General features: G+C 48.3%; 14 protein-coding genes and 1 other annotated feature. Of the genes, 5 read left to right on the top strand and 9 right to left on the bottom strand.

Going from position 1 to position 24631, the window contains the following annotated elements; genetic code table 11:
- Positions 1-263 precede the first annotated feature (263 nt).
- The 3 genes from T497_RS0104585 to T497_RS0104575 are packed head-to-tail and all read right to left on the bottom strand — an operon-like array spanning position 264 to position 3216.
- Positions 264-875, bottom strand: coding sequence for a hypothetical protein (locus tag T497_RS0104585; protein ID WP_028514603.1), 612 nt, complete (start codon positions 873-875; stop codon positions 264-266).
- Positions 876-932: 57 nt separating this feature from the next.
- Positions 933-2639, bottom strand: coding sequence for a bifunctional ADP-dependent NAD(P)H-hydrate dehydratase/NAD(P)H-hydrate epimerase (locus tag T497_RS0104580; RefSeq protein WP_028514602.1), 1707 nt, complete (start codon positions 2637-2639; stop codon positions 933-935).
- 52 nt (positions 2640-2691) lie between these two features.
- Entirely contained in the window at positions 2692-3216 is a 525-nt protein-coding gene (locus T497_RS0104575) for a hypothetical protein (RefSeq protein ID WP_028514601.1), read from the bottom strand.
- A 945-nt stretch (positions 3217-4161) separates the two neighbouring features.
- Between T497_RS0104575 and pheS the strand changes: the two genes are divergently transcribed.
- From pheS to T497_RS0104560, 3 genes are all read left to right on the top strand, one after another.
- Positions 4162-5190, top strand: a complete 1029-nt coding sequence (pheS, locus tag T497_RS0104570) for a phenylalanine--tRNA ligase subunit alpha (RefSeq protein WP_028514600.1) — start codon at positions 4162-4164, stop codon at positions 5188-5190.
- Between the two features lie 208 nt (positions 5191-5398).
- Positions 5399-7855, top strand: a complete 2457-nt coding sequence (gene pheT / locus T497_RS0104565) for a phenylalanine--tRNA ligase subunit beta (protein WP_028514599.1) — start codon at positions 5399-5401, stop codon at positions 7853-7855.
- Positions 7856-8055: 200 nt separating this feature from the next.
- Entirely contained in the window at positions 8056-9426 is a 1371-nt protein-coding gene (locus T497_RS0104560; protein WP_028514598.1) for a hypothetical protein, read from the top strand.
- A 46-nt stretch (positions 9427-9472) separates the two neighbouring features.
- On the opposite strand, the gene asnA is transcribed toward T497_RS0104560, so the two are convergent.
- The 5 genes from asnA to T497_RS0104535 form a co-directional block, all read right to left on the bottom strand.
- Positions 9473-10483 carry an aspartate--ammonia ligase gene (gene asnA, locus T497_RS0104555; protein WP_028514597.1) on the bottom strand — a complete coding sequence of 337 codons (1011 nt, stop codon included), beginning with the start codon at positions 10481-10483 and terminating at the stop codon, positions 9473-9475.
- Positions 10484-10653: 170 nt separating this feature from the next.
- On the bottom strand, positions 10654-12024 hold the full coding sequence (gene asnS, locus T497_RS0104550; protein WP_028514596.1) for an asparagine--tRNA ligase: 1371 nt from the start codon (positions 12022-12024) through the stop codon (positions 10654-10656).
- A gap of 74 nt (positions 12025-12098) precedes the next feature.
- Positions 12099-12418, bottom strand: a binding site (T-box leader).
- A gap of 543 nt (positions 12419-12961) precedes the next feature.
- Positions 12962-14758: a leucine-rich repeat protein gene (locus T497_RS17370; RefSeq protein ID WP_028514595.1), complete on the bottom strand. Its 1797-nt coding sequence runs from the start codon at positions 14756-14758 to the stop codon at positions 12962-12964.
- A gap of 302 nt (positions 14759-15060) precedes the next feature.
- Positions 15061-18354 (bottom strand): AAA family ATPase, encoded by a 3294-nt coding sequence (locus T497_RS0104540; RefSeq protein WP_028514594.1) that lies wholly within the window; start codon positions 18352-18354, stop codon positions 15061-15063.
- A complete protein-coding gene (locus T497_RS0104535) occupies positions 18351-19487 on the bottom strand; it encodes an exonuclease SbcCD subunit D (RefSeq protein WP_028514593.1) in 1137 nt (378 codons plus the stop codon). Before T497_RS0104535 ends, T497_RS0104540 begins: the two co-directional genes overlap by 4 nt.
- 426 nt (positions 19488-19913) lie before the next feature.
- Between T497_RS0104535 and T497_RS15820 the strand changes: the two genes are divergently transcribed.
- Both T497_RS15820 and T497_RS0104525 read left to right on the top strand, forming a co-directional pair.
- Positions 19914-21536, top strand: a complete 1623-nt coding sequence (locus tag T497_RS15820; protein WP_347491491.1) for a flotillin family protein — start codon at positions 19914-19916, stop codon at positions 21534-21536.
- A 285-nt stretch (positions 21537-21821) separates the two neighbouring features.
- Positions 21822-22682, top strand: coding sequence for an AraC family transcriptional regulator (locus tag T497_RS0104525; protein ID WP_028514592.1), 861 nt, complete (start codon positions 21822-21824; stop codon positions 22680-22682).
- A gap of 76 nt (positions 22683-22758) precedes the next feature.
- Here the strand turns inward: T497_RS0104525 and T497_RS0104520 are convergent, their stop codons facing one another.
- Positions 22759-24630, bottom strand: a complete 1872-nt coding sequence (locus tag T497_RS0104520; protein WP_028514591.1) for a hypothetical protein — start codon at positions 24628-24630, stop codon at positions 22759-22761.
- Between the last annotated feature and the right edge of the window lies 1 nt (position 24631).

The following is a 24631-nucleotide window of genomic DNA, read 5'->3' as shown; positions in this document are numbered from 1 at the left end:
CAGGGCGTCTCCTCTTCAAAAACAGTCCACTGGACTGTTTTTGAATTCACCTCTTGCGGAGCGCTTTGTAACTGTGGGGCTTTGCCCCAAGCTAACTGCCCCAGCCCCTCTGTCGCTTCGCGACATCTCCCCATTTTATGGGGAGTCACTCCGCCAAAGGAACACAGTCCCTTTGGAATCCCTTTCATAGGTAAAACAGCGTCTCCTTAAATAATATGTTTTTTGACAAACTAAAAACCGCAGGCATAGCCTGCGGTTTGCTTTTACTGTACGTTAGCAGTCGTGGTTGTTGTGGATACTGCTTCTGTTGCAGTCTCAGCAGAGGTCTCCGAAGCCGACTGCTCTATGGTTATCTCCGCAGTCTTCATCTCCGAAAACTTCATGGTCAGCTTGTTGTTGGGCATTTCAAAGCCGCTGAGCAGACCGTCCTTGTCAACGGTAAGAGTGTAGTCTCCGCCGTCAAGACTGCCGCTTATTTTCAGCATACCGTCGCTCTCCTCGCCGCTGAGCTCTGCAAGCTTTGCGTTGTCCTCCACAGCCTTTATGAGATTGAGCATCATTGCCTTTACTGGCACTGCTGACTGGGGCACGGAAAAGCTGAGCCCCTTGTAGGAGGCAAGCACGCTGCCCTCGCTGAATTCCAGCTTTACGCCGCTGAGAGTATTGGGCTGGGAAAACTCTATCTCCCACACGCCCTCGCCGTAGCGCTTTATCTCGCCCTCGGCTTCAAGTCGGTCAAGAGTTATGCCCACAACTGCCGAAAAAGCATTGCCGAGACCGTTCTTTCGGGAGCTCCCGCCCCCTTTCGGCACAGCGCAGGCTGCAAGGCACAGCGCCATAGCCATAGTCAGTACGAATGTGAATATCCTTTTCATGTTACCAGCTCCAATCGAGTTATAGTTATGATAACGATTTTCACATCCAACCGCCTTTTATACGGTCATATTTTTCTTCTTTTCCTTTAAAATGCCGAAAGCGTCGGAGATATTGCTGATGATATCCCTCGGCAGCATAGCCTCCATGCCCAGCTTCTGAGCTGCCTTATCGCCTGCAAGTCCGTGCATATAAACGCCTGCGCAGGCTCCGTCGAATATGCCGCAGCCCTGTGCTACAGCAGCGCCTATCATGCCTGCCAGCACATCGCCGCTGCCGCCCACGCTCATACCTGCGTTGCCTGTGTGGTTAGCGGCTGTGGAGTGGCTGTCTGCCACCACAGTGCCTGCTCCCTTGAGGACAACGGTTATGCCGAACTGCTCAGCGTACTTCTCAGCGGCAATGAGCCTGTTTTCAGCTATCATCTCCGTGTCGCAGCTGAGAAGCCTTGCCATTTCGCCCATATGGGGAGTAATGATGATGTCCGTGCGCTTCTTCATTAAAATATCTATGTCCTTAGCTATGCAGTTTATTCCATCTGCGTCGATAATTACGGGACAGGGAGCATTCTGAGTGATGAATTTGGTGAGCTCGATAGTGTCGGGAGTTACTCCCATGCCGCAGCCGATAACTATCGCGTCAGCCTTTTTCATGGCTTCTTCAAGGGGCTCGCGGCTGGAATCATAGAGCATATAGCCGTAATCATCGCTGTCAAGCTCCAGAAATGTAGCTTCGGGAGCAAGTACGGATACGGTGTCTATACACTTCTCAACAGAAGCCAGACGAACCAGTCCCACGCCGCTGCGGAGAGCTCCCAGCGTGGCAAATGCCGCAGCACCGCGCATTGAGGAGCTGCCTGCGATAACAAGGACAGTTCCGAAATCGCCCTTGTGAGCGTCTCTGCTGCGCTTGGGCGGATATGAGGCAAGGAAGTTTCTCTCGATACGGTAGTATTTTCTCTCGCCGTCAAGTATTCTCAGCGCTTCTTCGGGGATACCGATGTCCGCAACTGTTACCTTGCCGCAGTATTTCTTCATGGGGAACTGTGACATTCCCGACTTTATAAATCCGAAGGTGATAGTCTCGTCAGCCTTGAATATGCCCACGGCTGCCGTACCCGAGGAGCTGTTTCCGCCGCTGGGAACGTCCACCGCAATACGGTAAGCTCCCGAGCCTATGCCGAAAATGCCCATTGTGTCCTTGTCAAGCTGTCCGTGGAAGCCTGTTCCGAAAACGCCGTCCACAAGGACCTGTGCGCCTACGACAGCGCCTTTGATAAGTCCCATGCGGTTCTTCTCGGCAAGGAGTATGTCATCGAGGGGATTGTGCTCCTTTTTGCCGTCGGAGCTGTCCGAGCTCTTGGGCTGTATGGTCATGTAGTCAAGCTCCGCCGCTTCGATAGCCGCCTCAACATTGCCGCTGCGGAAGCCCTCGATAAAGGTTATGCGGTCACGGGGCAGTCTGCTGAGCATTTCCTGCGCCAGCGGAGTTTTGGGAAGTCCGCCTATATGGATAATAGTTATCCTGTAGCCCTTGTAGACAAGGATATCCGCCGCTGCGAAGCAGTCTCCGCCGTTATTTCCCGTACCTGCAAGAAATACTACCGAGCAGTACTCGGGCTTCAGCTTTGCCTCTGCGGTGCAGTAATTCTCGATGAGCTCTGCAAGCTTTCCGCCTGCGTTCTCCATGAGCTGTCTTTTGGACACGCCCAGCTTCTCGGAGCGCTCTTCGAGTCTGCTCATTTGCTTTGGTGTAACTATCTGCATATAAATGACCTCCCCTTTAGCGTTTTACGCCGAATTTTTTATACAATTCCTGTTACTGCTGCTTAGTTCTCAGCTTTGCAGGAAGAGCTTTCTTTATATTTTCGAGCATTCTCTCATCGGGTGCGAAGATAAGCCTCGCAGAGCCCACATTTTCGTCGGTAAAATCCGCATAATACTCATGAGAAGCAATGTTGTCAGTAGCAAGTATAACAGTCATGTCTGCGGATTCCTCCATGCCGTCGCTGTATTTGCCGAAGTCGGTGAACTGACGGATATTTGTGGAAAGCATCTCGCGGCGCTTCTTCTTGGCGATTATCTTGTCCACGTCAAGCTCGCCGTTGGTGAAAGTGTACTCGTACTCGACGTAGGTGTTCTGTACGAAATGATAGGTGCCGTAGCCTGCAACAGCCGCAAGCACCAAGCCGAGCAGGGACATGATAGGATTGCCCAACTGGAGCACAGAAAGACCTATAAGCGCCAGTGTGAACAGGATACCCACGATTATTACCATGATACGCCTTGTTTTATCAGAAGCTGTCTCGTTCTTTTTTACAAGCTGTTCTGCAAAATTATCCATTATTTTATCTCCATTCATATATTTTTTATTGAAGCTGTACTTTATATCATAACATATTTTTATGAAAAATTCAACTGCCAATGCGAAAAAATCATGATTTATGTTTGTAGGGACGAGTTACGCTCGCCCGTCGCCAGAATAATATGTAGGGGCTGATGCACACATCAGCCTGCTTATTTTAAATCGTGTGCCACGGGGCGATGTGGGCATCGTCCCCTACAAATAGGTCATTTATAACAAATTCGGCGCTTGCGGGACGTCGAGGACGCCGTCCCCTACATTTTTCAACGGGCGGATAATATCCGCCCCTGCATCGGCGTCACGCTGCTTCCGTCAGTTCGGACTTCACTCATTTTGCACTGTAAGCGATGTACAAGCATGGACTTTGATATCAGTGAGCGAGTTTACGAGCGGCACCGTGGCAAGGGTGCAGCGTCACGCTGCTTCCGTCAGATTGCAACAAATCGCTCCAAAAAATCAAAAGGCTTCATCTTTTTTTCACAAGTTTGCAGTAAACTGAGATTTTTTTTGAAAAAGACTTGATTTTTTTGGATTTCAGCTATATAATTGATGTATAACCCAGTGACCGAGAGAGTAAGTATATACCTGTTTCCTCAGAGAGGAGCGCAAAGGTGAGAGCGCTCTGTTACAGTCCATACCGAAGTTCACTTGCGAGGGGCAAGGCGGAAGCGCTGCTGTATGCGGCGTAGTAGGCTGCGACGTAGGTCTGCGTTAAAGACAAGAGAGTGTCGGCTCTCCTGACAATGGGTGGTATAAAAGCAAGGTTTTAAGTCTTGTCCTGTTGGACAGGACTTTTTTATTTAGTCACGACACAAAATAATTTGTAGGGGCTGATGCCCACATCAGCCTGTCCTTATGAGATCAACAACAACGGAGCGATGTGGGCATCGCCCCCTACACACAAAATCATTCTGAGGTGAAACAATGAAAGAACAGCTTGAAAAAATCGAAGCGCTGGCTAAGCAGGAGCTTGATTCCTGCACAGAGATAAAGGCGCTGGACGACCTGAGGATAAAATTCCTCGGCAAAAAGGGCGAGCTCACCGCTATCTTAAAGCAAATGGGCAAGCTCTCCGCAGAAGAAAGACCTGTTATCGGTCAGCTCGCTAACAAGGTAAGAGCAGACATCGAAGAAGCTCTCGGCAGCAAGCTCGCTTCACTGAAAGCAAACGCACAGGCTGCTAAGCTGGCAGAGGAGAAGATCGACATCACTCTCCCCGGCAAGCACGCTCCTTTCGGAAAGCTCCACCCGCTCACTAAGGTGGAGAACGAGATAAGAGAAATATTCATCGGCATGGGCTTCAATATCGCTGACGGTCCCGAGATCGACGACGATTACCATGTTTTCGAGGCTCTTAACCTCCCTCCCGACCACCCTGCAAGAGATACTCAGGATACTTTTTATATCGAGGGAACAAACGAGACAGTTCTCCTCCGTACACAGACCTCTTCCGTACAGGTACACGTTATGGAGAACCAGAAGCCGCCTATCCGTATCATCTCTCCCGGACGTGTTTTCCGTTCAGACGCTGTTGACGCTACACACTCACCTCTCTTCCACCAGATAGAGGGACTTGTAGTTGACAAGGGCATCACAATGAGCGACCTCAAGGGCACTCTCGAAATGCTCATGAAGAAGCTCTACGGCAACGACTGCAAGCTCCGTTTCCGTCCTCACCACTTCCCGTTCACCGAGCCAAGCTGCGAGGTTGATATCAGCTGCTTCAACTGCGGCGGCAAGGGCTGCTCAATGTGTAAGGACGAGGGCTATATCGAGCTCCTCGGCGCAGGCATGGTCCACCCAAAGGTACTGGAGAACTGCGGTATCAACAGCAATGAGTACTCGGGCTTCGCATTCGGTCTCGGACTTGAGCGTATGGTCATGGGACGCTATGATATCAACGACCTCCGTCTCCTCTACGAGAACGACGTGAGATTCTTAGAGCAGTTCTGAGCAGCGTGACGCTGCACCCTTGCCACGGTGTCGCTCGTAAACTCGCTCACTGATATCAAAGCCCATGCTTATACATCGCTTACAGCGCAATATGAGTAAGGTTCAAATAAAAAACTGCGTGACGCTGCACCCTTGCCACGTCACCAATAAATTATGACGGCTTACGAAACAATAATGTTTTTCTGAATAAATCGAAAGGAAAAAAGATATGAATTTATCTATGAAATGGCTCGGCGATTATGTTAAAGCCGATATGCCTATAAAGGATTTCTGCCATGCCCTCACAATGAGCGGCTCCAAGGTAGAATGCTACGAAAAAGAGGGAAGCAATATCTCCAACGTTGTAGTTGGCAAGATACTCTCAAAGGGACCTCACGAAAATGCTGACGCGCTCTTCGTTTGTCAGGTGGACATCGGCGCAGAGGCTCCTATACAGATAGTTACAAACGCTAAGAACGTCAAGGAGGGCGACCTCGTCCCCGTTGCTCTTGACGGAGCTGTTCTCCCCGAGGGCAAGATAAAGAAGTGCAAGATGCGCGGCGTTGAGAGCTTCGGTATGTTCTGCGGACTTGATACTCTCGGTCTCACAGCTCATGACTTCCCGTATGCAGATCCCGAGGGCGTTTTCGTCATCGAGGAGGACTGCAAGCTTGGCGAGGATATCCACACAGCTATCGGTCTGGACGATACTTCCGTTGAGTTTGAGATAACCTCAAACCGCCCCGACTGTCTCAGCGTTATCGGTCTCGCAAGAGAAACTGCCGCTACCTACGGCACAGAGCTGAAGGTAAAGGCTCCCGAGTTCAAGGGCGTTGACGGCGATATCAACTCAATGCTGAAGGTAGATATCATCAACAAGGAGAAGTGTCAGAGATACTGCGCAGGTATCGTCAAGAACGTTAAGATAGGTCCTTCACCACGCTGGATGAGAGAAAGACTCCGTGCAAGCGGCGTTCGTCCTATCAATAACTTCGTTGATATCACAAACTACGTAATGCTTGAATACGGTCAGCCTATGCACGCTTTCGACCTCCGCTATGTTGAGGGAGCTCATATCAATGTCCGCAACGCCAAGAACGGCGAGAAGATAATGACTCTCGACGGCGTTGAGAGAGAGCTCACAGAGGATATGCTCGTTATCGCTGACGAGAAGAAGCCCGTTGCCGTTGCTGGTATCATGGGCGGCGAATACAGCGGTATCATGGACGATACAACCACTGTTGTATTCGAGTCAGCTTACTTCGAGCCAACTCAGGTAAGACGCACATCAAAGGCTCTCCGTCTTAAATCCGACGCTTCATCACGTTATGAAAAGGGCGTTGACAGACTTATCTCCATGACCTGCTTAAAGAGAGCATTTGAGCTTGTTGAAGAGCTTGGCGCAGGTGAAGTCCTCAACACTGTCATCGACTGCGACTACACAGACAAGACTCCCGCTACTGTTGATTTCAGCGCAGAGTGGATAAACAATTTCCTCGGCACTGATATCTCAAAGGCTGACATGATAAAGTACCTCGAAAGACTTGACTTCAAGGTAGAAAACGGCAAGGTCATCGCTCCTTCGTTCCGTATAGACATCGGCTGCAAGGCTGACGTTGCAGAGGAAGTTGCACGTATCTACGGCTACAACAATATCCCCTCAACTGATTTCCGCGGCGTTGCAAGAGCTGAGTTCACAGAGGAGCAGAAGTTCGTCCGCACTCTCAGAAATGCGGCAGTTGCTCTGGGCGGATATGAGATAGCTACCTACTCATTCGTATCGCCTAAGTACTTCGATAAGATAAAGCTCCCTGCTGACAGCAAGCTCCGCAAGGTAGTAAAGATAGTTAATCCTCTCGGCGAGGACACCAGTGTTATGAGAACATCTACTATCCCCTCGATGCTGGACGTTCTCTCATTCAACTACAACAACCGCAACGACAAGGCTTGTCTCTTTGAGATAGCTAAGGAGTACCTCCCTGCACAGGAGGAAAAGCCATTCATCAACGGCGATACTCTCGCAAACAGCGGCAAGCAGAAGCACAAGTACAGCTATTCTCTCCCCGACGAGCCACAGAAGCTCACTATCGGTATGTACGGCGGCGACGCTGACTTCTACACCCTCAAGGGCATGGTAGAGCAGCTTCTCGCAGAGCTCAAGATAGATGACGTTGAGTATATCCGCGCTAACGACAGCGACGTATTCGACGAGAAGTACGCTCTCCACCCCGGCAGAAGCGCAGTTATCCTCAAGGACGGCGCTCCCCTCGGCATCATGGGCGAGGTTCACCCCGAGGTTCAGGAGACCTATGAGATAGGCGTAAAGACATACGTTGCAAAGCTCAATATCCCTGAGCTCATGGCAGCTGCCGCTGAGAAGATAACCTATCAGCCCCTGCCCAAGTTCCCTGCAACTACCCGTGACCTCAGTCTCCTTGTGGACGAGGATATGCCTGTTGCAGAGCTTGAAAAGGCTATCAAGGGCGCTGTCGGAAAGATACTGGAAAAGGTTACTCTCTTCGACGTATACCGCAGCGACGACATGAAGAAGAACAGCAAGAAGAGTATCGCTTACTCTATCTCAATGCGTTCACACGAGGGCACTCTCACCGACGAGCAGGCTGACGGCGCTATGAAGCGCGTTCTGAAGGCTCTCAGCGCTATCGGAGCAGAGCTCCGCGGCTGATATCGAATCATTGCAACAACTGAATAAACCGCGTAAGGGCTGCCAATGGCAGCCCTTTTTATTGTATTTATGGTCGGTTTTTGTTTCTGTAAGCAATTTATGGTTTGATTTTTGTAGGGATTTATGCTATACTGTTAAGTAACTGAATCATTGAGACAATATATAGGCAATATTGTAAACTTTATATTTAAGGAGGATATATGGCTGATAACAGTATGATAGAAAAAGAAATCGAAGAGCTACATTCTCATCTGAACAGAATGATAGAGCTTTACAACGAAGATCATATCGACGAAGCAGGCAGCAAAACAAAGAATATCTTCGCAAAAATTATAAACGCGCTTCTGGAAGAGGCAGGACTTTCCAGTAACCTGGATGCAGTGAAAAAGATCGACTCTCTGTATCAGAACAAATGGCTAACAGATGAGGAAAATAATCATCTTCACAAATTAAGAAAAATAAGGAACCTCTTTGTCCACGACGACGATACGGAAAGCGGTAACGACGCCGAAAAGCAGCAAATGCTTGAATATTATACCAATAATTTCCAGCAATGCATCAATTACTGTCAGAAAGATATCGAATGGTTCGAGAAAAAGATATACGACGTAAAGCAGGGCATAAAGGTCAATAATTCATGGAACGGTCCTCCGCAGTACGGACAGCCGAATAATCAGACCGAAGCCTATAACAGCGGCGGATATCAGAACAACAGACCTCAATATATCCCTCCGCGGACTTACAATAACAACTGGCGCGGCGATTACCGCAACACAGCTCCTTACAGCGCTCAGGCAAAAGCCAAAGCCCCCAAGAACAAGTCCTTTATCGTGCTTATCCCTGCTGTTATATCGGTGCTGATATCCCTTGCATTCATATGGTTCTTCCGCCAGACAAACCTGCTAAAGATAGCTGAAAAATACGGAGACGACGTATACTCAAAGGCTGGCATTGCCATTTTTATTGGAAGCGCCGCAGTAATACTCATAGGCGGAATTTTCCTGTATGAGCTTCTGCCGCAGATAACCGCAGGAATAGTAATGGGCGCATTAACGTATTCTCTGACAGCCTCCGACCTGTGCACCGTGCTTATGGTCGTACTGACGGTGCTTCTAACGACGCGCTATTCAAGAACACTGCGCTATGTTTTCTTCTGGATAATATATGTATTCCTGATAATAGTAATTGCATCTTTATCACATCAGTTCCTTCAGCATTTCTTCTGTCCCGAGGGCTCAAAGACCGAAGATGTCTTTCTGAAGATAGTACTCCCCATAGGAGCATATATCCTGGTATTTTTCTTAGGTCATTTCACTGTAATGAGGTATCTGCACCCATTCAGGAAGACACTCGGCAATAACAGAATGCCGCTGAATACACCTGTTTCGCTTCTGCTGACAGGAACTCTGGGATATCTGCTCTACGGAACATATAACGAGAGATTCAACGCCGCAGTAAACAACGGCGAAAAGAAGGTTTTTGTATCTTACTTTACCGCCATAATTGCGTTTACTATTATTATGTACCTGATATACCTCATATGCAGTCTTTTTGAAACAAAGGACGAATAACACAAAAACTCCCGAAAGATAACTTCTTTCGGGAGTTCTTTTATTATCAAAGCAGTGTGATTCCGTTTTCTGCGCACTTTGCTATCATGTCATCAGGCCATATTGAGGACTGTACCTCGCCGATATGTGCCTTTTCAAGCATGAACATACAAAGTCTTGACTGTCCGATACCGCCGCCGATAGTGAGCGGAAGTGTGCCGTCTGCTATCATCTGGTGATACTTGTACTGCATTCTGTCCTCTGCGCCGCACTCTGCAAGCTGCTTTTTAAGTGATACCTCGTCAACACGGATACCCATTGAGGAAATTTCGAGAGAATCGTCCAGAACCTCGTCCCAGAAAAGGATATCACCGTTGAGAGCCCAGTCGTCGTAGTCGGGAGCTCTGCCGTCGTGCTTCTCACCGCTGGCAAGCTTGCCGCCGATACCCATGAGGAATACCGTGCCGTGCTCCTTGGTGATAAGACGCTCACGCTCGTGACCTGTCTTGTCGGGGTACATATCCTCAAGCTCCTGTGTTGTTATGAAGTAAGGCTCGTCGCATACCTTAGCCGCAAGCTGTGGATAGCGGAGACTTACCTTGCGCTTTGTATAAGCAATTGCCTTTACCAGTGACTTTACAGTATCTTTAAGGAACTGGATATTTCTCTGGTCACGTGTGATGACCTTTTCCCAGTCCCACTGGTCAACGAAAATGGAGTGGGTATTGTCTGTATCATCGTCGCGGCGGATAGCGTTCATATCTGTGTAGATGCCCTCGCCCGGATTATAGCCGTAGCGATAGAGTGCCATACGCTTCCACTTAGCCAGTGACTGAACTACCTCTGCTTCTGCGTTGATCTCCTTGATATCGAAGTCGACCTTGCGCTCAACGCCGTTGAGGTCGTCGTTTATACCGCTGCCCTTTTTAACGATAAGGGGAGCAGATACTCTGTCAAGAGTAAGAGCAAATGAAAGAGCCTGCTGGAATACGTCCTTGATATATTTGATAGCGTGCTGAGTTTCTCTCAGTGTGAGGACTGATTTATAGTCCTTTGGAATATACAGCTTTTTTGACATAGAGATCACTTTCCTTTACATTAAGATATATTTGAACAGAAAACAGCGCCATTGATGCTTTCTGTGCTGCACTTTTTTGAGTAGGGAACGCCGCCCTCGGCGTTCCGATATAAATTTATTTTTTTGCGGGACGCCGAGGGCGGCGTCCCCTACAAGTGCTTATGGCTGAATTATCTGATAGAGCCGACTGTTCTCGGGAACAGTATTACGTCGCGGATATTTGCCATGCCTGTTGTATACATGATAAGTCTCTCGAAGCCCAGACCAAAGCCGCCGTGAGGCACTGAGCCGAACTTTCTGAGGTCGAGGTAGTCGCTGTAGAGGTCGAGGTTCATCTTTCTATCGTTCATTGCAGCGATAAGCTTCTCATAGTCTGCTTCTCTCTCGCTGCCGCCGATTATCTCACCAACGCCCGGTACAAGGAGGTCAACAGCCGCAACGGTCTTGCCGTCGGGATTCTGCTTCATGTAGAAGGACTTTATCTCCTTCGGATAGTCTGTTACGAATACAGCCTTCTTGAATACCTTCTCGGAGAGATATCTCTCGTGCTCGGTCTGGAGGTCGCAGCCCCACTCTACAGGATATACGAAGTTCTCGCCTGACTTCTTGAGAAGCTCGATAGCCTCTGTATATGTTACTCTTGCAAAGTCGTGGGAGATAAGCTCCTCAAGACGCTCAATAAGTCCCTTTTCAAAGTGAGCGTCAAAGAACTTCATATCATCGGGACAGGTATCAAGGAGCTTGCGGATAACGTATTTAAGCATATTCTCAGCTATCTCGATAACGTCGTCAAGCTCTGCGAATGCTACCTCGGGCTCGATGTGCCAGAACTCGGCAAGGTGCTTTGGAGTATTGGAGTTCTCGGCTCTGAATGAAGGTCCGAAGGTGTATATCTTACCCATAGCCATTGCAGCCATTTCGCCCTCAAGCTGACCTGATACGGAAAGACCTGCTTTCTTGCCGAAGAAGTCGTTAGCGTAGTACTCCTCCTCGTTCTTGTAGTCCTTGCTGTAGCCGATAGTAGTTACCTGGAACATCTCGCCTGCTCCCTCACAGTCGCTGCCTGTGATAAGTGGAGTATTTACATAAACGTAGTTGTTCTTCTGGAAGTACTCGTGTATAGCAGCAGCAAGCACTGAACGTACACGCCATACTGCATTGAATGTATTCGTTCTGCCTCTGAGGTGAGGGATAGTACGGAGGAATTCAAGGGTGTGTCCCTTTTTCTGGAGAGGATAATCTGTAGGAGCGTCGCCCAGTACGGTGATACCCTCGGGAACAGCGTTTATCTCAACAGTCTCGTTTCTGCCCTCAACAGCAGTACCTGTTACCTTTACGGACATACCAACTCTTGGCTCCTTGTAGTCGCTGTCGCCCTTGTCAACTACGACCTGCACGTTTTTCAGTGATGTACCGTCGTTGACCTCAACGAAAGCAACGCTCTTGGAGTTACGTGATGTACGTACCCAGCCGCAGACTGTTACTTCCTTGCCTACATAATCCTTTGTGGAGATTATCTCCTTTACGTCGATGTGTTTCATAAGTGTTCTTCCTTTCAATATATAAAAATATATTATGCAGGACGAGCATAAATACAAAAAGCCCCGTCCTGAAACTACAGGACGGGGCATAATACCCGTGGTGCCACCTGAATTACCGCAAAAGCGATCACTTTTGAGCCGCTGTAACGTGCGGAATACGTCTCCCCTACTCGAATACCGTTTGATCTCTGAGCCATTCACACGCAATGTCACTAAAACACACGCTGCCCCTTTCAGTCACGCAGCCCTCTTCGGAACTTGCCACTTGATCCGGCACCCTTTGGGTTTGATGCTCGGGAGTGTTATTCACACAGACTCTGATATGCGGCTCTCACCATGCCCGCACTCTCTGGGAACGAATTTCTGCGCTACTTCTCTCCGTCATCGCATTTGGTTGTTGTTTGTATTATATCACTTATAAAAATGATTGTCAAGTGCTTGGTGAAAAAATATTTCTTTCTTTTCACATTACTGTCAGATAAGCTCCCTGAATTTCATATTTCCGAGCATTTTCACTTTGCAATACGATAATTTACAAAAAAAGGGTGTATATTATAAACATGGAAACAAAAAAGTTCAATTAAGACAGTTTCATTTTTCTTCACTCCCTCCTCATATCTAAAAACCGAGAGATAACCATGATACTTATAAAGAAGTTTTATGCTTATTATTGAGAGAACCCCTTTTGAAAAAGGGGCTTCTCTCAAACTCTCTCCCTAAAACTTTCAGTTTTATTTTTTCTCATATAGGGCTCGCTCTGTTTTATTACAGGGCTTTTTTATTTTTTAGCGAGCCCTATATGAGAAAAAATCAGCTAAAAAAGTCTTTGGAAAGGGGTATGGGGGAAAGCCTTTCTTCAGAAAGGTTTCCCCCATAATTAACTATAATCTTCTATATAAGTGTTTATGTTATGCTCTCGGTTTTTGCTTTTATGTGATCATATAAACAGTGTGCTGAATCCGTGCTCCTTGGCATAGCGTTCAGCCTTTTTGCGGTTCACCTGTTTAAGTATCCTTATGGTCTGCTTATGACCTTTCTTTATGTTTTCAAGCGGGATATTCTCGTCCTCAAACTCCATTATCTGGATATTGCAGAGACTCTCGCAGCCGCAGAAAGCGTCCTCCTTGATATCCTTGGTGTTCATGCTTATTTTCAAGTCCATGAGATTCTGACAGCCGTAGAAAGCCCAGTTTCCGATACTTTTGATAGTAGGCGGAATAGTTATGGACTCCAGTGACCTGCACCATGAGAACGAGCTCTCACCTATGGATGTAACAGAATTGGAGATGATTATTTTTTTGAGGCTGTAGCACTCTGAGAAAGCCGCACTGCCGATGTCCTCAACCGAGCCTGAGATAACAATTCTTCTCAGTCTCTTGCAGGAGAAGAACATGAGGTCGCTTATTCTCTGGAGATAAGCAGGAAGAACCACGTTTTCAAGGCTGTTGCAGCGTCCGAAAGCGCCCTTGCCTATCTTCTTGACAGATTCGGGCAGATTCAGCTCCTTGAGCCTCAGACACTTGAGGAACGCATTTTCGCCGATAGATTCGAGATTTTTTGAGAATACCACCTCTTCAAGGTTGAAGCAGTGGCAGAATGCGAACTTATCCACAATGCGGATACTGTCGGACATCACTATCTTTTTCACAGTCTCGTTGCCGCGGAAAGCGTACTTTCCAACAACTTTTACCTTGTCAGGGATAACGATAGACTCGGTAGTACCTACGTACTTAACGAGAGTGCCGTTCTTGTCGATAGCCATGTTGTTTACATCGTCTATCTCGATATTCTCGTCATTTATAAGGTCGCCGTACTTCTCGTAATCGTCGTCATCACTTTTGTGATGCTCATATATCTTCGGTATCTCGAGCTTCTTTTCCTCAGCCTTTACGTCCTTTTTAGGAGCTTCGGACTTCTTTTCCTCAGCTTTTTCTTCCTTTTTGGGAGCTTCGAGCTTCTTTTCCTCGGCCTTTTCTTCCTTTTTAGGAGTTTCGGGCTTCTTTTCCTCAGCCTTTTCTTCCTTTTTAGGAGCTTCGGGCTTCTTTTCCTCAGCCTTTTCTTCCTTTTTGGGAGCTTCGGGCTTCTTTTCCTCAGCCTTTTCTTCCTTTTTGAAAGCTTCGGGCTTCTTTTCCTCGGCTTTTTCTTCCTTTTTAGGAGTTTCGGACTTCTTTTCCTCAGCCTTTACGTCCTTTTTGGGAGCTTCGGGCTTCTTATCAGCAAACTTCTCCTTATCCAGCTTTACAGGCGTGGGAGAAGTGTCTATTTTCTTCTTATCATGGAGAATACCGGGCTTTTTTTCAGCCTTGAACTTCTCCTTTTCCGACTCGGGAATAGAGTCCATTATCTTCTGCGCAAGCTCGTCGCCGTCGTCTGTGCGGACTGCCTTGCTCTGCTTTTTCTCGCTTACAGCTTCTTTTTTAGGCTCAGCCTTTGGCTCTGCTTTGGGCGCTGGCTTGGTCTCGGCAGGCTTCTGCTCTGCCTTTGGCGCTGGCTTGGTCTCGGCAGGCTTCTGCTCTGCTTTGGGCTCAGTTTTAGCCTCAACAGGCTTCTGCTCGACCTTTGGGGAAGGCTTGGCTTCGGCTTCTGCTGAATGGCGAGCCTTGACCGCTCTTACCCTTACGACCTTTGCCTTTTTCGGAGTCTTTCCGCGCTCATTTTTTTCAGCGCAGACAGGGCAGCTGTCATATTTATCAGCATCGTAGAGATGCTTCTCGGGACATTTTGTCATTTTCATTTTGCTATCACTCCATAGGGTAGTTCCATGCGTTGTTTTTTAAGAAAAAATGAATTCAACAATATAATTATAGCATTTCATTAAGCAAAAATCAACAAAGCGGATAGTCCGCCTATAAAATTTGTAAATAATTACAAGTTTCTTCTCCAATATCCCCCTGTAAACGCGGATTTTCCGCTTACATATTTGGAATAATTTGGATAAAATGCACAAAGTAAAAATATTGTTATAGCAGCGCTCTATATAAGAAAAGCTGAGAGCCGATGCCGCCGCAGGCGGCTCATAACTCTCAGCTCTCAACTCTAAACTATTATCTCCGCTTTGCTGCCGCCGTTTTTGTCCTTGCGGACCACTATCTGCTTGTCGATACGCTGTTTCAGCACCTGTACGTGGGAGATTATTCCCACAAGGCGGCTGCCCTCAGACAGCCCTGCAAGAGCGCGTACCGCCTGCTCTATGGAGTTGTCGTCCAGCGAGCCGAAGCCCTCGTCCACGAACATTGTATCAAGCTGTATGCCACCTGCGGAGCACTGTATCTCGTCGGAAAGTCCCAGTGCCAGCGAAAGCGAAGCCTTGAAGGACTCGCCGCCTGACAAGGTTTTCACGCTGCGCACCGAGCCGTTATAGTGGTCGATAACATCAAGGTCAAGTCCCACCTGTGTGCGTTTGTCCTCGAATTCCTCACGCCTTTTGAGGGTGTACTGCCCGTCGGACATGACCTTCAAGCGCAGGTTAGCTCGGCGGATTATCCTGTCAAAATAGGCGGTCTGGATATAGGTCTCCAGCATGAGCTTGCTCTGGTCGGAGAGCTTGCCGTTAGCTGTATCCGAGAGATTTTTCACCCATGCATAGCGCTTTTCAAGCTCCGAGAGCTCCGCAGAGCCGTCGGTAATGTTAGAAAGGGCTGTGGTATTTATCGTAAGCCTTGTGTGAAGCTGACGAAGCTTCGCAGTAAGGGCTGTTTTTTCGGCTGTGAGCCGCGATTTTTCGGCAGTTTCCTTTTCTCCGTCAAGGTCTCCGAAATCCGCAAGCTGCTCAGTGAGCTGTTTCAGTCTGCCTGCGATACCCGAGCAGAGCTTTTCGCCCTCGTTTACGGCAGTTTCCGCAGCTTCGTAAGCCGCCTTTATGTCAGCGCATTTCTTTCGCAGCGACGCCGCGTATATCTCGGCATTCTCACCGTTCTCAAAGCGCAGTCTGCCGCGGAGCTCCGCAAGCTGGCGCCCAAGCTCCTCAAGCCTTGTATCGGAAGCCGCTTTTTTCGCGGTAAGCTCAGTGATATCGGCGCTTAGTCGGCTGATGAGCTGCTCCGACTGAGGTATGAGCTTTTCAAGCTCCGCCTTATGGAGAGCCTTTTGGTTTTCCTCGGCTATTTTCGCGGAAATATCCGTAATTTTCGCATTCAGCAGGGTTCGCTCCGAAGCTATCTTCTCACGCACATCGGCAAATGATACTCCTGCCAATACCTCTGCGGCTTTCTTCTCGGCGTCCGCAAGAAGCCGCTTCACACCGCCGTCAAGGGTATCCCTGCGGCTGCGGAGCTCCGTTATTTTGCGGTCAGTGTCCGCAACAGCCGCCATAACGCCTGTCTGCTGCTTTTCTGCGGACTCCGTTTCGTGTCCCAGCCTTTCGCGCTCGGCTATGAGCTTGTCCGCCTCTGTCAGCTTCTTTTCCAGCTCGTTGAGCTGCTCGATACTGCTTTGCAGCTCTATTGCGCAGCGCTCTGCGGCTTCTGCCATATCGCAGCCAAGAAGCTCCCTAACCTGTGCTGTCAATGTCTTTTCCAACTCCTCCGCCTTTGCTTTTGCGGCAGAAGCTTCAGTGCTGCGCTTTTCTGCGAAGCTCCGCGCCTGTTCAAGCTGCTTTTTCAGCTTTTCCAGCTCCGCCTCTGTGGGGGCATTGGTGCATTTTTTCGCAGGGACAGGGTGCTCACGGGAGCCGCAAACAGGGCAGGGCTCGCCGTCACGGAGCTGCTCTGCAAGAACACCTGCACGGTCATCAAGAAAGGCTCTGTAGCCCTGCTCGTATCCGGCTGCAAGTCGGCTCGCCTTTTCTGCGGCTTCGCTGTACAGCTCCGCCGCCTCCTCGTATTCGCTGCCGCGCTTCTCGCTCTCGGTTATATCCGCAGACAGCTTTCTCAGCTGAGCACTTCTGTTTTTCAGGCTCTCCTCGCTGCGCAGGAGCTTCTCTTTCTCCGCACCGCAGCTCTCAAGCTCGCTTCGGCGCTTTTTCAGCTCCGATATCTCTTTCGTCAGCAGCTCGCACTGCTTTACCAGTCGGTCATGCTCGAAGCTCTGCTCCTTCAGCTCGGCGGCTGCCCTTTTCAGCTCGTTGCTGCTGTTTTCGTATTCTGTTATCTGCTCCGCCAGCTTGTACAGCTCGTCGCTGCGTCGGCTCAGCTTCTCGCGCTCCGCGTCCAGCTTCGCCTTGTTCTCGCCTGTGCCGCCGAGAGCTGAAAGCTCCGCTTTCAGCGTTTCCAGCCGCTTCTCCGAAGCGGCTTTCTCGGCGGCGGCGCTGTCAAGCTCGGATACTGCATTGCTGAGGGACTTCTTCTCCTCGGCAAGAAGCCGCTCCTGCTCCGCCGCGCGTTCATATTCTTCCCTTTCAGCCTCTACAGCCGCCAGCTCCGCCATAAGCTCAGTTACCTTTGACTGACGGGCTTTTTCCGTTTCGTATTTGTCCGCAAGTAGCTTCTGGCGCTGCTGTGCTTCATGAAGCTCCTTTGAGGTGCGGTCGCGGTCAGCTTCTATACGCGATTTTTCCTCTGCCTTTGCAAGCCTTGCGCTGACAGCTTCAAGGCTCTTGTCAAGCTCCTCGCTCTCAAGCTCATAGACCTCGGTCTGAGCTTTATCGCGGCTGATAAGCTTTTCCATTACGTCGGTGATGTACTCCAAAGGCAGCATTTCCTCGCGGAGCTTTTCCACCTCGGGAGCAAGCTCGTCGTCCTCGGCGCAGACTATGCCCTCGATGTACTGCTTCAAGCCCTCGCGCAGCCTGTCGCAGCCGCTTTTCAGTGTACTGCTCTCGACTCTCAGTGCCTCCTGCAAGGTCTGATAGTTCTTGGTCTTGAAGATATGACGCAGTATCTCGCGGCGCTGTGTGGTGTCCTCGGTTATGAGCTTCATGAAATCGCCCTGTGCTATCATGGCTATCTGCTTGAACTGCTTTTCACTGAGCCCTATGACCTCGGCAACTGCTGCGTCAACGTCCCTTTTGCCCGAAACTGCCCTGCCGTCGGGATATGTAAAAACGGCGTTTGCAGGCTGCTGCGCAACACCGCCGCCGCGCTTCGCCTGTCGGGTATAGGACGGGTTGCGGTTTATGGTATAGCGCTTGCCTGCGTAGTCGAAAACCAGCTCCACATAGGTAGGAGTATCCAGCGAAGCGTACTTCGAGCGTAGCATACTGTCATCGTCGCGGTTCACGCCGCTGGCACTGCCGTACAGCGCATAGGTTATGGCGTCGAATATGGTGGTCTTGCCTGCTCCCGTATCGCCTGTGATAAGGTAAAGTCCGCTGTTACCGAGAGCTTCAAGGTCAAGTAAAGTCTTTTCGGCATATGGTCCGAAGCCTGACATTTCAAGTTTTATCGGTCTCATGCTTCTTCCTCCCATATCTTCTCTATCAGCGACTGCACAAGCTCACGCTGCTGCTCCGACATCTCGCCGCCGTTGCTTAGCTTGTAGAACTCCTCGAAAAGCTCGATAGGCAGCCTGTTGTCGGCGTCTGCTGTCTCGATACTGCCGTGTGAGCTCCTCGTGTGGCGGTTATCATATTCAAGGCTCATTATATTTGGATATACGCCGCGAAGCCGTCCCATAGCCTCGGGGATATCATCCTCGTCGGTTAGCACTGCGTGGATATAGTCCTTGCTGTCCCCCTGAGAGCTGCACTCTTTTGAGCAGATGTAGTCGAAACCGCCCCTTACAACGCGCATATCATGCATAGGCTCAAGAGGGACTGTTCTTACGGTGATATTGCCCTTTTTGCCGAAGTCCACAACCGTTACGGACTTCTCCTGAGCTGCCTCGGAAAATGAATATTTCAGCGGAGTTCCGCAGTAGCGTATCCTCTCGCTGCCTACATTCTGAGGACTGTGGATATGTCCCAGCGCAACATAGTCGAAGCCGTCAAAAGCAGAGCTGTCCACGTTGTCTGTGCCGCCTACAGATATCTCCTCGGAGTCGCTTTTCTTAGCTCCCGTAACGAACTGGTGGGTTATGAGGATATTGCGCCGCGAAAAGTCCGCATTCATAGCGTCAACTGCGGTATTCACGGCGTCGGTGTAGGTCTCTATTTCAGTATCAGGGAAGAATCTTCTTACGCTGACGGGCTTGATGAAGGGAAGCATATACACGCCGAAGTCTCCGTACTCGTCGCTTAATATAGTAGGTACGATATTTCCGTCGTAGACAGGCGACATATGTATTCCGCTTTTCTCCATGATATGTGAGCCGAAGGCTATGCGCTCCGCAGAATCATGGTTGCCGCTTATGACAAAGATATGCTTTGTCTGCTCTGCCGCCTTTGTGAGGAAGTCGTCAAAAAGCCGCACAGCCTCCGCAGAGGGCACGGGCTTGTCATAGATATCTCCTGCAATAACGATGATATCGGGGCGCTCCTCTGATATTATGCTGTATATCTCACGGAGAATGAACTCCTGATCCTCAATAAGCGAAAATTCATTCAGTCTCTTGCCAAGATGAAGATCTGATAAATGGATAAGCCTCATACGTACCTCCCTTTTTCACATTTGCAGGGCTGACGTCCCCTGCATATCTTACAATTATTATATACTGATTGCATTATATTGTCAATTGAATAAAACTAAAATCCACGTCCCCAGAGCGTACACATTCAGCCTCAAAAACTGTAACCAAACTGTAATAATTAGCCGAAGAGGATAAAAACAAGCTATACGTTGAATTTAGAGTTCTCTAAGCTATTTAAAAGGTTCATATGAACTTATTTTTACCATATTATCTTCTGTGCATTATGCATAAATGCAAGTTTATATCTATACAGGCTGTAATAATTTGTGGCATATTGACAAATCCATAAAAATAATATATAATACTATCATGCGGTCGAGATAAGTCGAACGCTGTAAAACAAGTGCTCCGCATAAGCACATTTTCAGTATGATATGGAGGTTTATATGTTCAACAAGCTCAATCTAATGGCTATGTCATTTGATGACATGAACTGGGGCGTGATCATCCCCGCAGGTATTGGCATAATCGTTTTGCTGATAATTATTTTCACAGGTTACATAAAAGCTCCCCCGGACACTGCGTACATCATCTCAGGTCTGAGGAAGAAGATCATAATCGGTAAGGCAAGCATCCGCATTCCTTTCTTCGAGCGTGTGGATAAGCTGAAATTACAGCTTATCGCCGTTGACGTAAAGACTTCAAGCGCTGTTCCTACTGCGGACTACATCAACATCAACGTTGACGCTAACGTAAACGTTAAGGTCAGCAGCGATCCTCAGCTCATCAAGCTGGGCGCTGAGAACTTCCTTAACAAGGACACAGCTTATGTTGCAAAGGTTGCAAGAGAAGTTCTTGAAGGTAATATGCGTGAGATCGTTGGTCAGATGTCTCTCGAGGCTATGGTCAACGACCGTAAGGCTTTCGCTGAGAAGGTTCAGGAAAACGCAGCTCCAGACCTGAACAGAATGGGACTTGAAATAGTTTCATTCAACGTTCAGAACTTTACCGACGACCAGAACCTTATCGAGAATCTCGGTATCGACAACACCACAAAGATCCAGAAGAAGGCTGCTATCGCAAGAGCTGAGTCCGAAAAGGAGATCGAGATCGCCAAGGCTCAGGCTAAGAAAGAAGCCAACGACGCTAAGATACTCGCTGAGACCGAGATCGCTCAGAAGAACAACGAACTGGCTATCCGTCAGGCTGAACTCAAAAAAGAAGCTGATACACAGCTCGCTATCGCTGACGCTGCTTACGAGATCCAGAAGGAAGAGCAGCGTAAGTCAATCGAGGTTTCAAAGGCTAACGCTAATATCGCTGCTTCCGAAAAGGACGTTGAGCTCAAGGCTCGCGAGGCAGAGGTAACAGAGAAGGCTCTCGAAGCTCAGATCAAGAAGAAGGCTGAGGCTGACCGCTACAAGGCTCAGCAGGAAGCCGACGCTAAGCTCTATCAGCTGAAGAAAGAGGCTGAAGCCGATCGTTTCCAGCGTGAGCAGGAGGCTGAGGCTCAGAAGGCTGAGGCTGAAGCTCAGAAGTACGCTAAAATGCAGGAGGCTGAAGGTATCGCTGCTGTAGGTAAGGCTGAGGCGGACGCAATCCGCGCGAAAGGTCTTGCTGAGGCTGAGGGTATCAACGCTAAGGCTGAGGCTATGAAGAAGTACGGCGAGGCTGCTGTGCTTGAAATGTACTTTAAGGCTCTCCCAGAAGTTGTTAAGAACGCCGCTACTCCTCTGTCGCAGGTCGACAAGATCACAATGTACGGCGAAGGCAATTCCAGCAAGCTGGTTGGCGACATCATCGACTCCACCACAAGGATCACCGATGGTCTTACAGCGTCTACAGGCGTTGACATCAGAGCTCTGCTGGCTGGATTCCTCGGCGGCAAGATGGCTGCTCCAAAGGGTGCTGCTCCCGCAGCTCCAGCACAAGACAGCTCAGATAACGGCGACTACGTATACAGTTACGACGAAAACAGAGACGCTCAGGATTACACCGGCGACGAGGATACTCAGTACTATACTGATACAAACTCTGAGTTTGACGGTGAAGATACACCGGAGCAGTAAAATAACATTATTTCCCCCGATGATATGCGGTCATCGGGGGTTTTTGTCGTACTGACGTATTATGCCCTAAATCCAGCCGTTTTTATACTAACAATCGCTCTTTCCATATTGCGCAAAATTTGGTTGGTCACTTTGTATAGTTTTCACAAAGTTATACAAAAAGCATTTACAAAATACGGCATATAGATTATAATGGTATTAGCACAATAGATAAACGCATGAAAAAGACAGCAATATTTGGTCAACACCATTGCTAAAACGAGCCTCAGAGGGGGGGCGACACAAATGATAAAACATCTTTCGGGTGACTTTGAGACCGTTGAGTATGACACTCAAAAATATGCCATGCTCTATGATAATGTCCAGAATGAAGAGTACCCCGTACACTGGCATAACGCAGTAGAACTCATTATGCCTATCAAAAATGAATATACCGTAACTGTAAACGCTATGGACTATCTCGTACCCGAGAATGATGTTCTCATCATTCCGCCCGGCGAGCTCCACAGTATGCCTGCTATCCCCGGAAGACGTATAATCTTCCAGTGCGATAACAGTATACTCGGCGAGATATCCGCTCTCGAGCCTGTTATGCGTTCGCTGAATGTACCTGTCCTTATCAACGGTGATATGGATAAGGAGCTTCACGTACTGGCTAAAAAGACCATGCTGGATATCCTGTCGCTGTATAACTCAAAGTCCGAGCTGGCTGACGTTAAGATATACGTCAAGGTCATCGAGCTGTTTATGGCACTCCGCGAATATCAGCTGGAGCAGCAGAAGATAGTTATGGACTGCGACGACGAGAAGATAGACGAGTACAGTGAAAAGTTCGGTACAGTTCTCAAGTATATCGACAATAACTTCATGTACGATATCACTCTGGAGCAGCTTGCCGATGTTGCAGGCTACAGCAAATATCATTTCTCGCGTATATTCAAGCAGTATAACTCAATGTCATACTTGCAGTACATAAATGCAAGACGTACCAAGGCAGCAGAGCTTCTCCTGCTCGACCCGAGCATACCTATTACAGAGGTGGCTATGCGTTCGGGCTTCAAGAGCCTGACCACCTTCAACCGTATCTTCAAGGAGATAAAGCACTGTACGCCTACGGATTTCAAAAAGCTTTATGCACTAAGGTAAAAACAGACCGCACATCTTACGATGTGCGGTTTTTATTTATCCTTCTGTTGTTCTTATCTGTCCATGGTTCGATATATCAATCGACTTTATTGATGTTGATCTCTCTGTATTCGGGTAGCTCAACGCCAATTTCATCTTTAAGAACGGATTCAAGCTTATCTACGTCTATCTTATATTTTTCAGTGTTTGTCAGCAGCATTTCACCTTTTTCATCAGTCTTGTATTCATTGCACTCCACAAAGCCGTCCCTGAAGATAAAGTAGTTCGCTTGACGTCTTTTATTATCGTCAAGCCTGTATGAAGTTAAAATACTATACGTTACTCCGCGGACTATATCATCAGACGAAGTTGGTTCAAGCATTTTTATAAAGTCATTACGAACAAAATCTTCAAACTTTGCCATGCCTTCTTCATCTGTAGGAGTAAGCCTCTCGTGTTGACCGAAAAGCAACTCAGCGTACTCAAAAGCTTCTGTGGGGGCTTCGGCTTTATACTTTGCAAGTATCTCCGTTATCCCCTTGTCAAAGGCTTCATAATCAACACGGTAAAGCTGTACGGATTCGGGTTCAATAACTTCTCCGTAACCCTTCACATAAGTAACCTTTTGTACGTTATAAACTGCATATCCTATCTCCATAACGGCAAGACCGTATAATTTATCCTCGCTTCTCCATTCAAGACTATGAAGATTCATTTGTGATCGATTTTTCTCTTCTTCTGAAAGCTGATCATCAGATATCTCTTCGCCCCAGTTGAAGTTATTAAGGAAATCGGAAAGATTTGCACGGACATCATCTGAAAGCTCACTGTATTTGGCGTCATTTGCATTAAGAATATAATCGAGCTTGCTGAAATCACCGAATGGTGATACGTAATTTGCATCCTCGGCAATTATCGCTTGTATACCGCTGTCAAATGCGTTAAAATCTATCCTGTAACTACGGCTTTCAATAAAATGATCCTCATCTGTTTCCAAATACTCAATATCTTCGTTGTAAAGGACATAGCCGGTTTTCGACACATAAATATTACAATTAACCGGCGGAGTATCTCCCTTTGTCCATGTTATAGTATATTTTTCGTAAACCAGATCCTGTAAGCCAGTTTCGTCGTCATTTTCCGCCTCTGACATACCAAGCTCCTCGCCCCAGTTGAACTTATTGAGGAAATCAGAGAGCTTCGCATATGTCTCTGCTGAGTATTCGCCGAATTTACCGTCTTGTGCATCCAAGCTGTATTCGAACTCACTGAAATCCCCGAATGGTGTTGGAGCGTCTGCCTGAGCCAGAATTTCCTGTACTCCCCTGTCAAAGGCATCTAAGTCTATCTTGTAGCACTTGCTGCCTATAGTCTCCATAGCGCCTGACTCAAAGCCCATCATGCTCTCCTGATAGGTCACAAAGCCGTCAACAGAAATATAGATATCGCAATCAACCGGCGGTGTATCGCCTCTTGTCCACTTGATATGGTATACCTTTGCGTCCTGCTCTTCCGTTCTTGTCTCGTATTCTGTCAGCTCCTCGCCCCAGTTGAACTTATTGAGGAAGTCCGACAGCTTTGTGTAGGTCTCGGCTGAGTATCTGCCATTTTTTCCGTCGCCTGCGTCGAAACTGTAATCAAATTCGCTGAAATCTCCGAAGGGACAGCTTCTGCACTCTGTTCCTGAGACTTCGTTGCCTGACATCTGAGTGCTATTCTGTCTGTGAAGCAGGAAGCCTGTAGTTCCGATTCCGCCCACAAGCACTGCACAGGCTGCAATAGCGCTGATAGTGCGGATTATGTTTCTTCTCGGATCAACGCGCTCAGCGGAGCTTACTACGTCGATGTATCCGTCATTATCCGTATTTACATGATTCTTTTCCGCAAGCTCGGCGGCGCTTATGATGCGCTGCTTCATATCCTCGGGCATTCTTATCTTGTCTGCCGCATTTTTAAGCTTTTTATCCATA

Origin of the sequence: Ruminococcus flavefaciens MA2007 (assembly GCF_000621845.1) — a bacterium.
In the GTDB taxonomy this organism is placed as follows: domain Bacteria; phylum Bacillota; class Clostridia; order Oscillospirales; family Ruminococcaceae; genus Ruminococcus; species Ruminococcus flavefaciens_E.
This window is presented reverse-complemented; position numbering and strand designations above follow the sequence as displayed.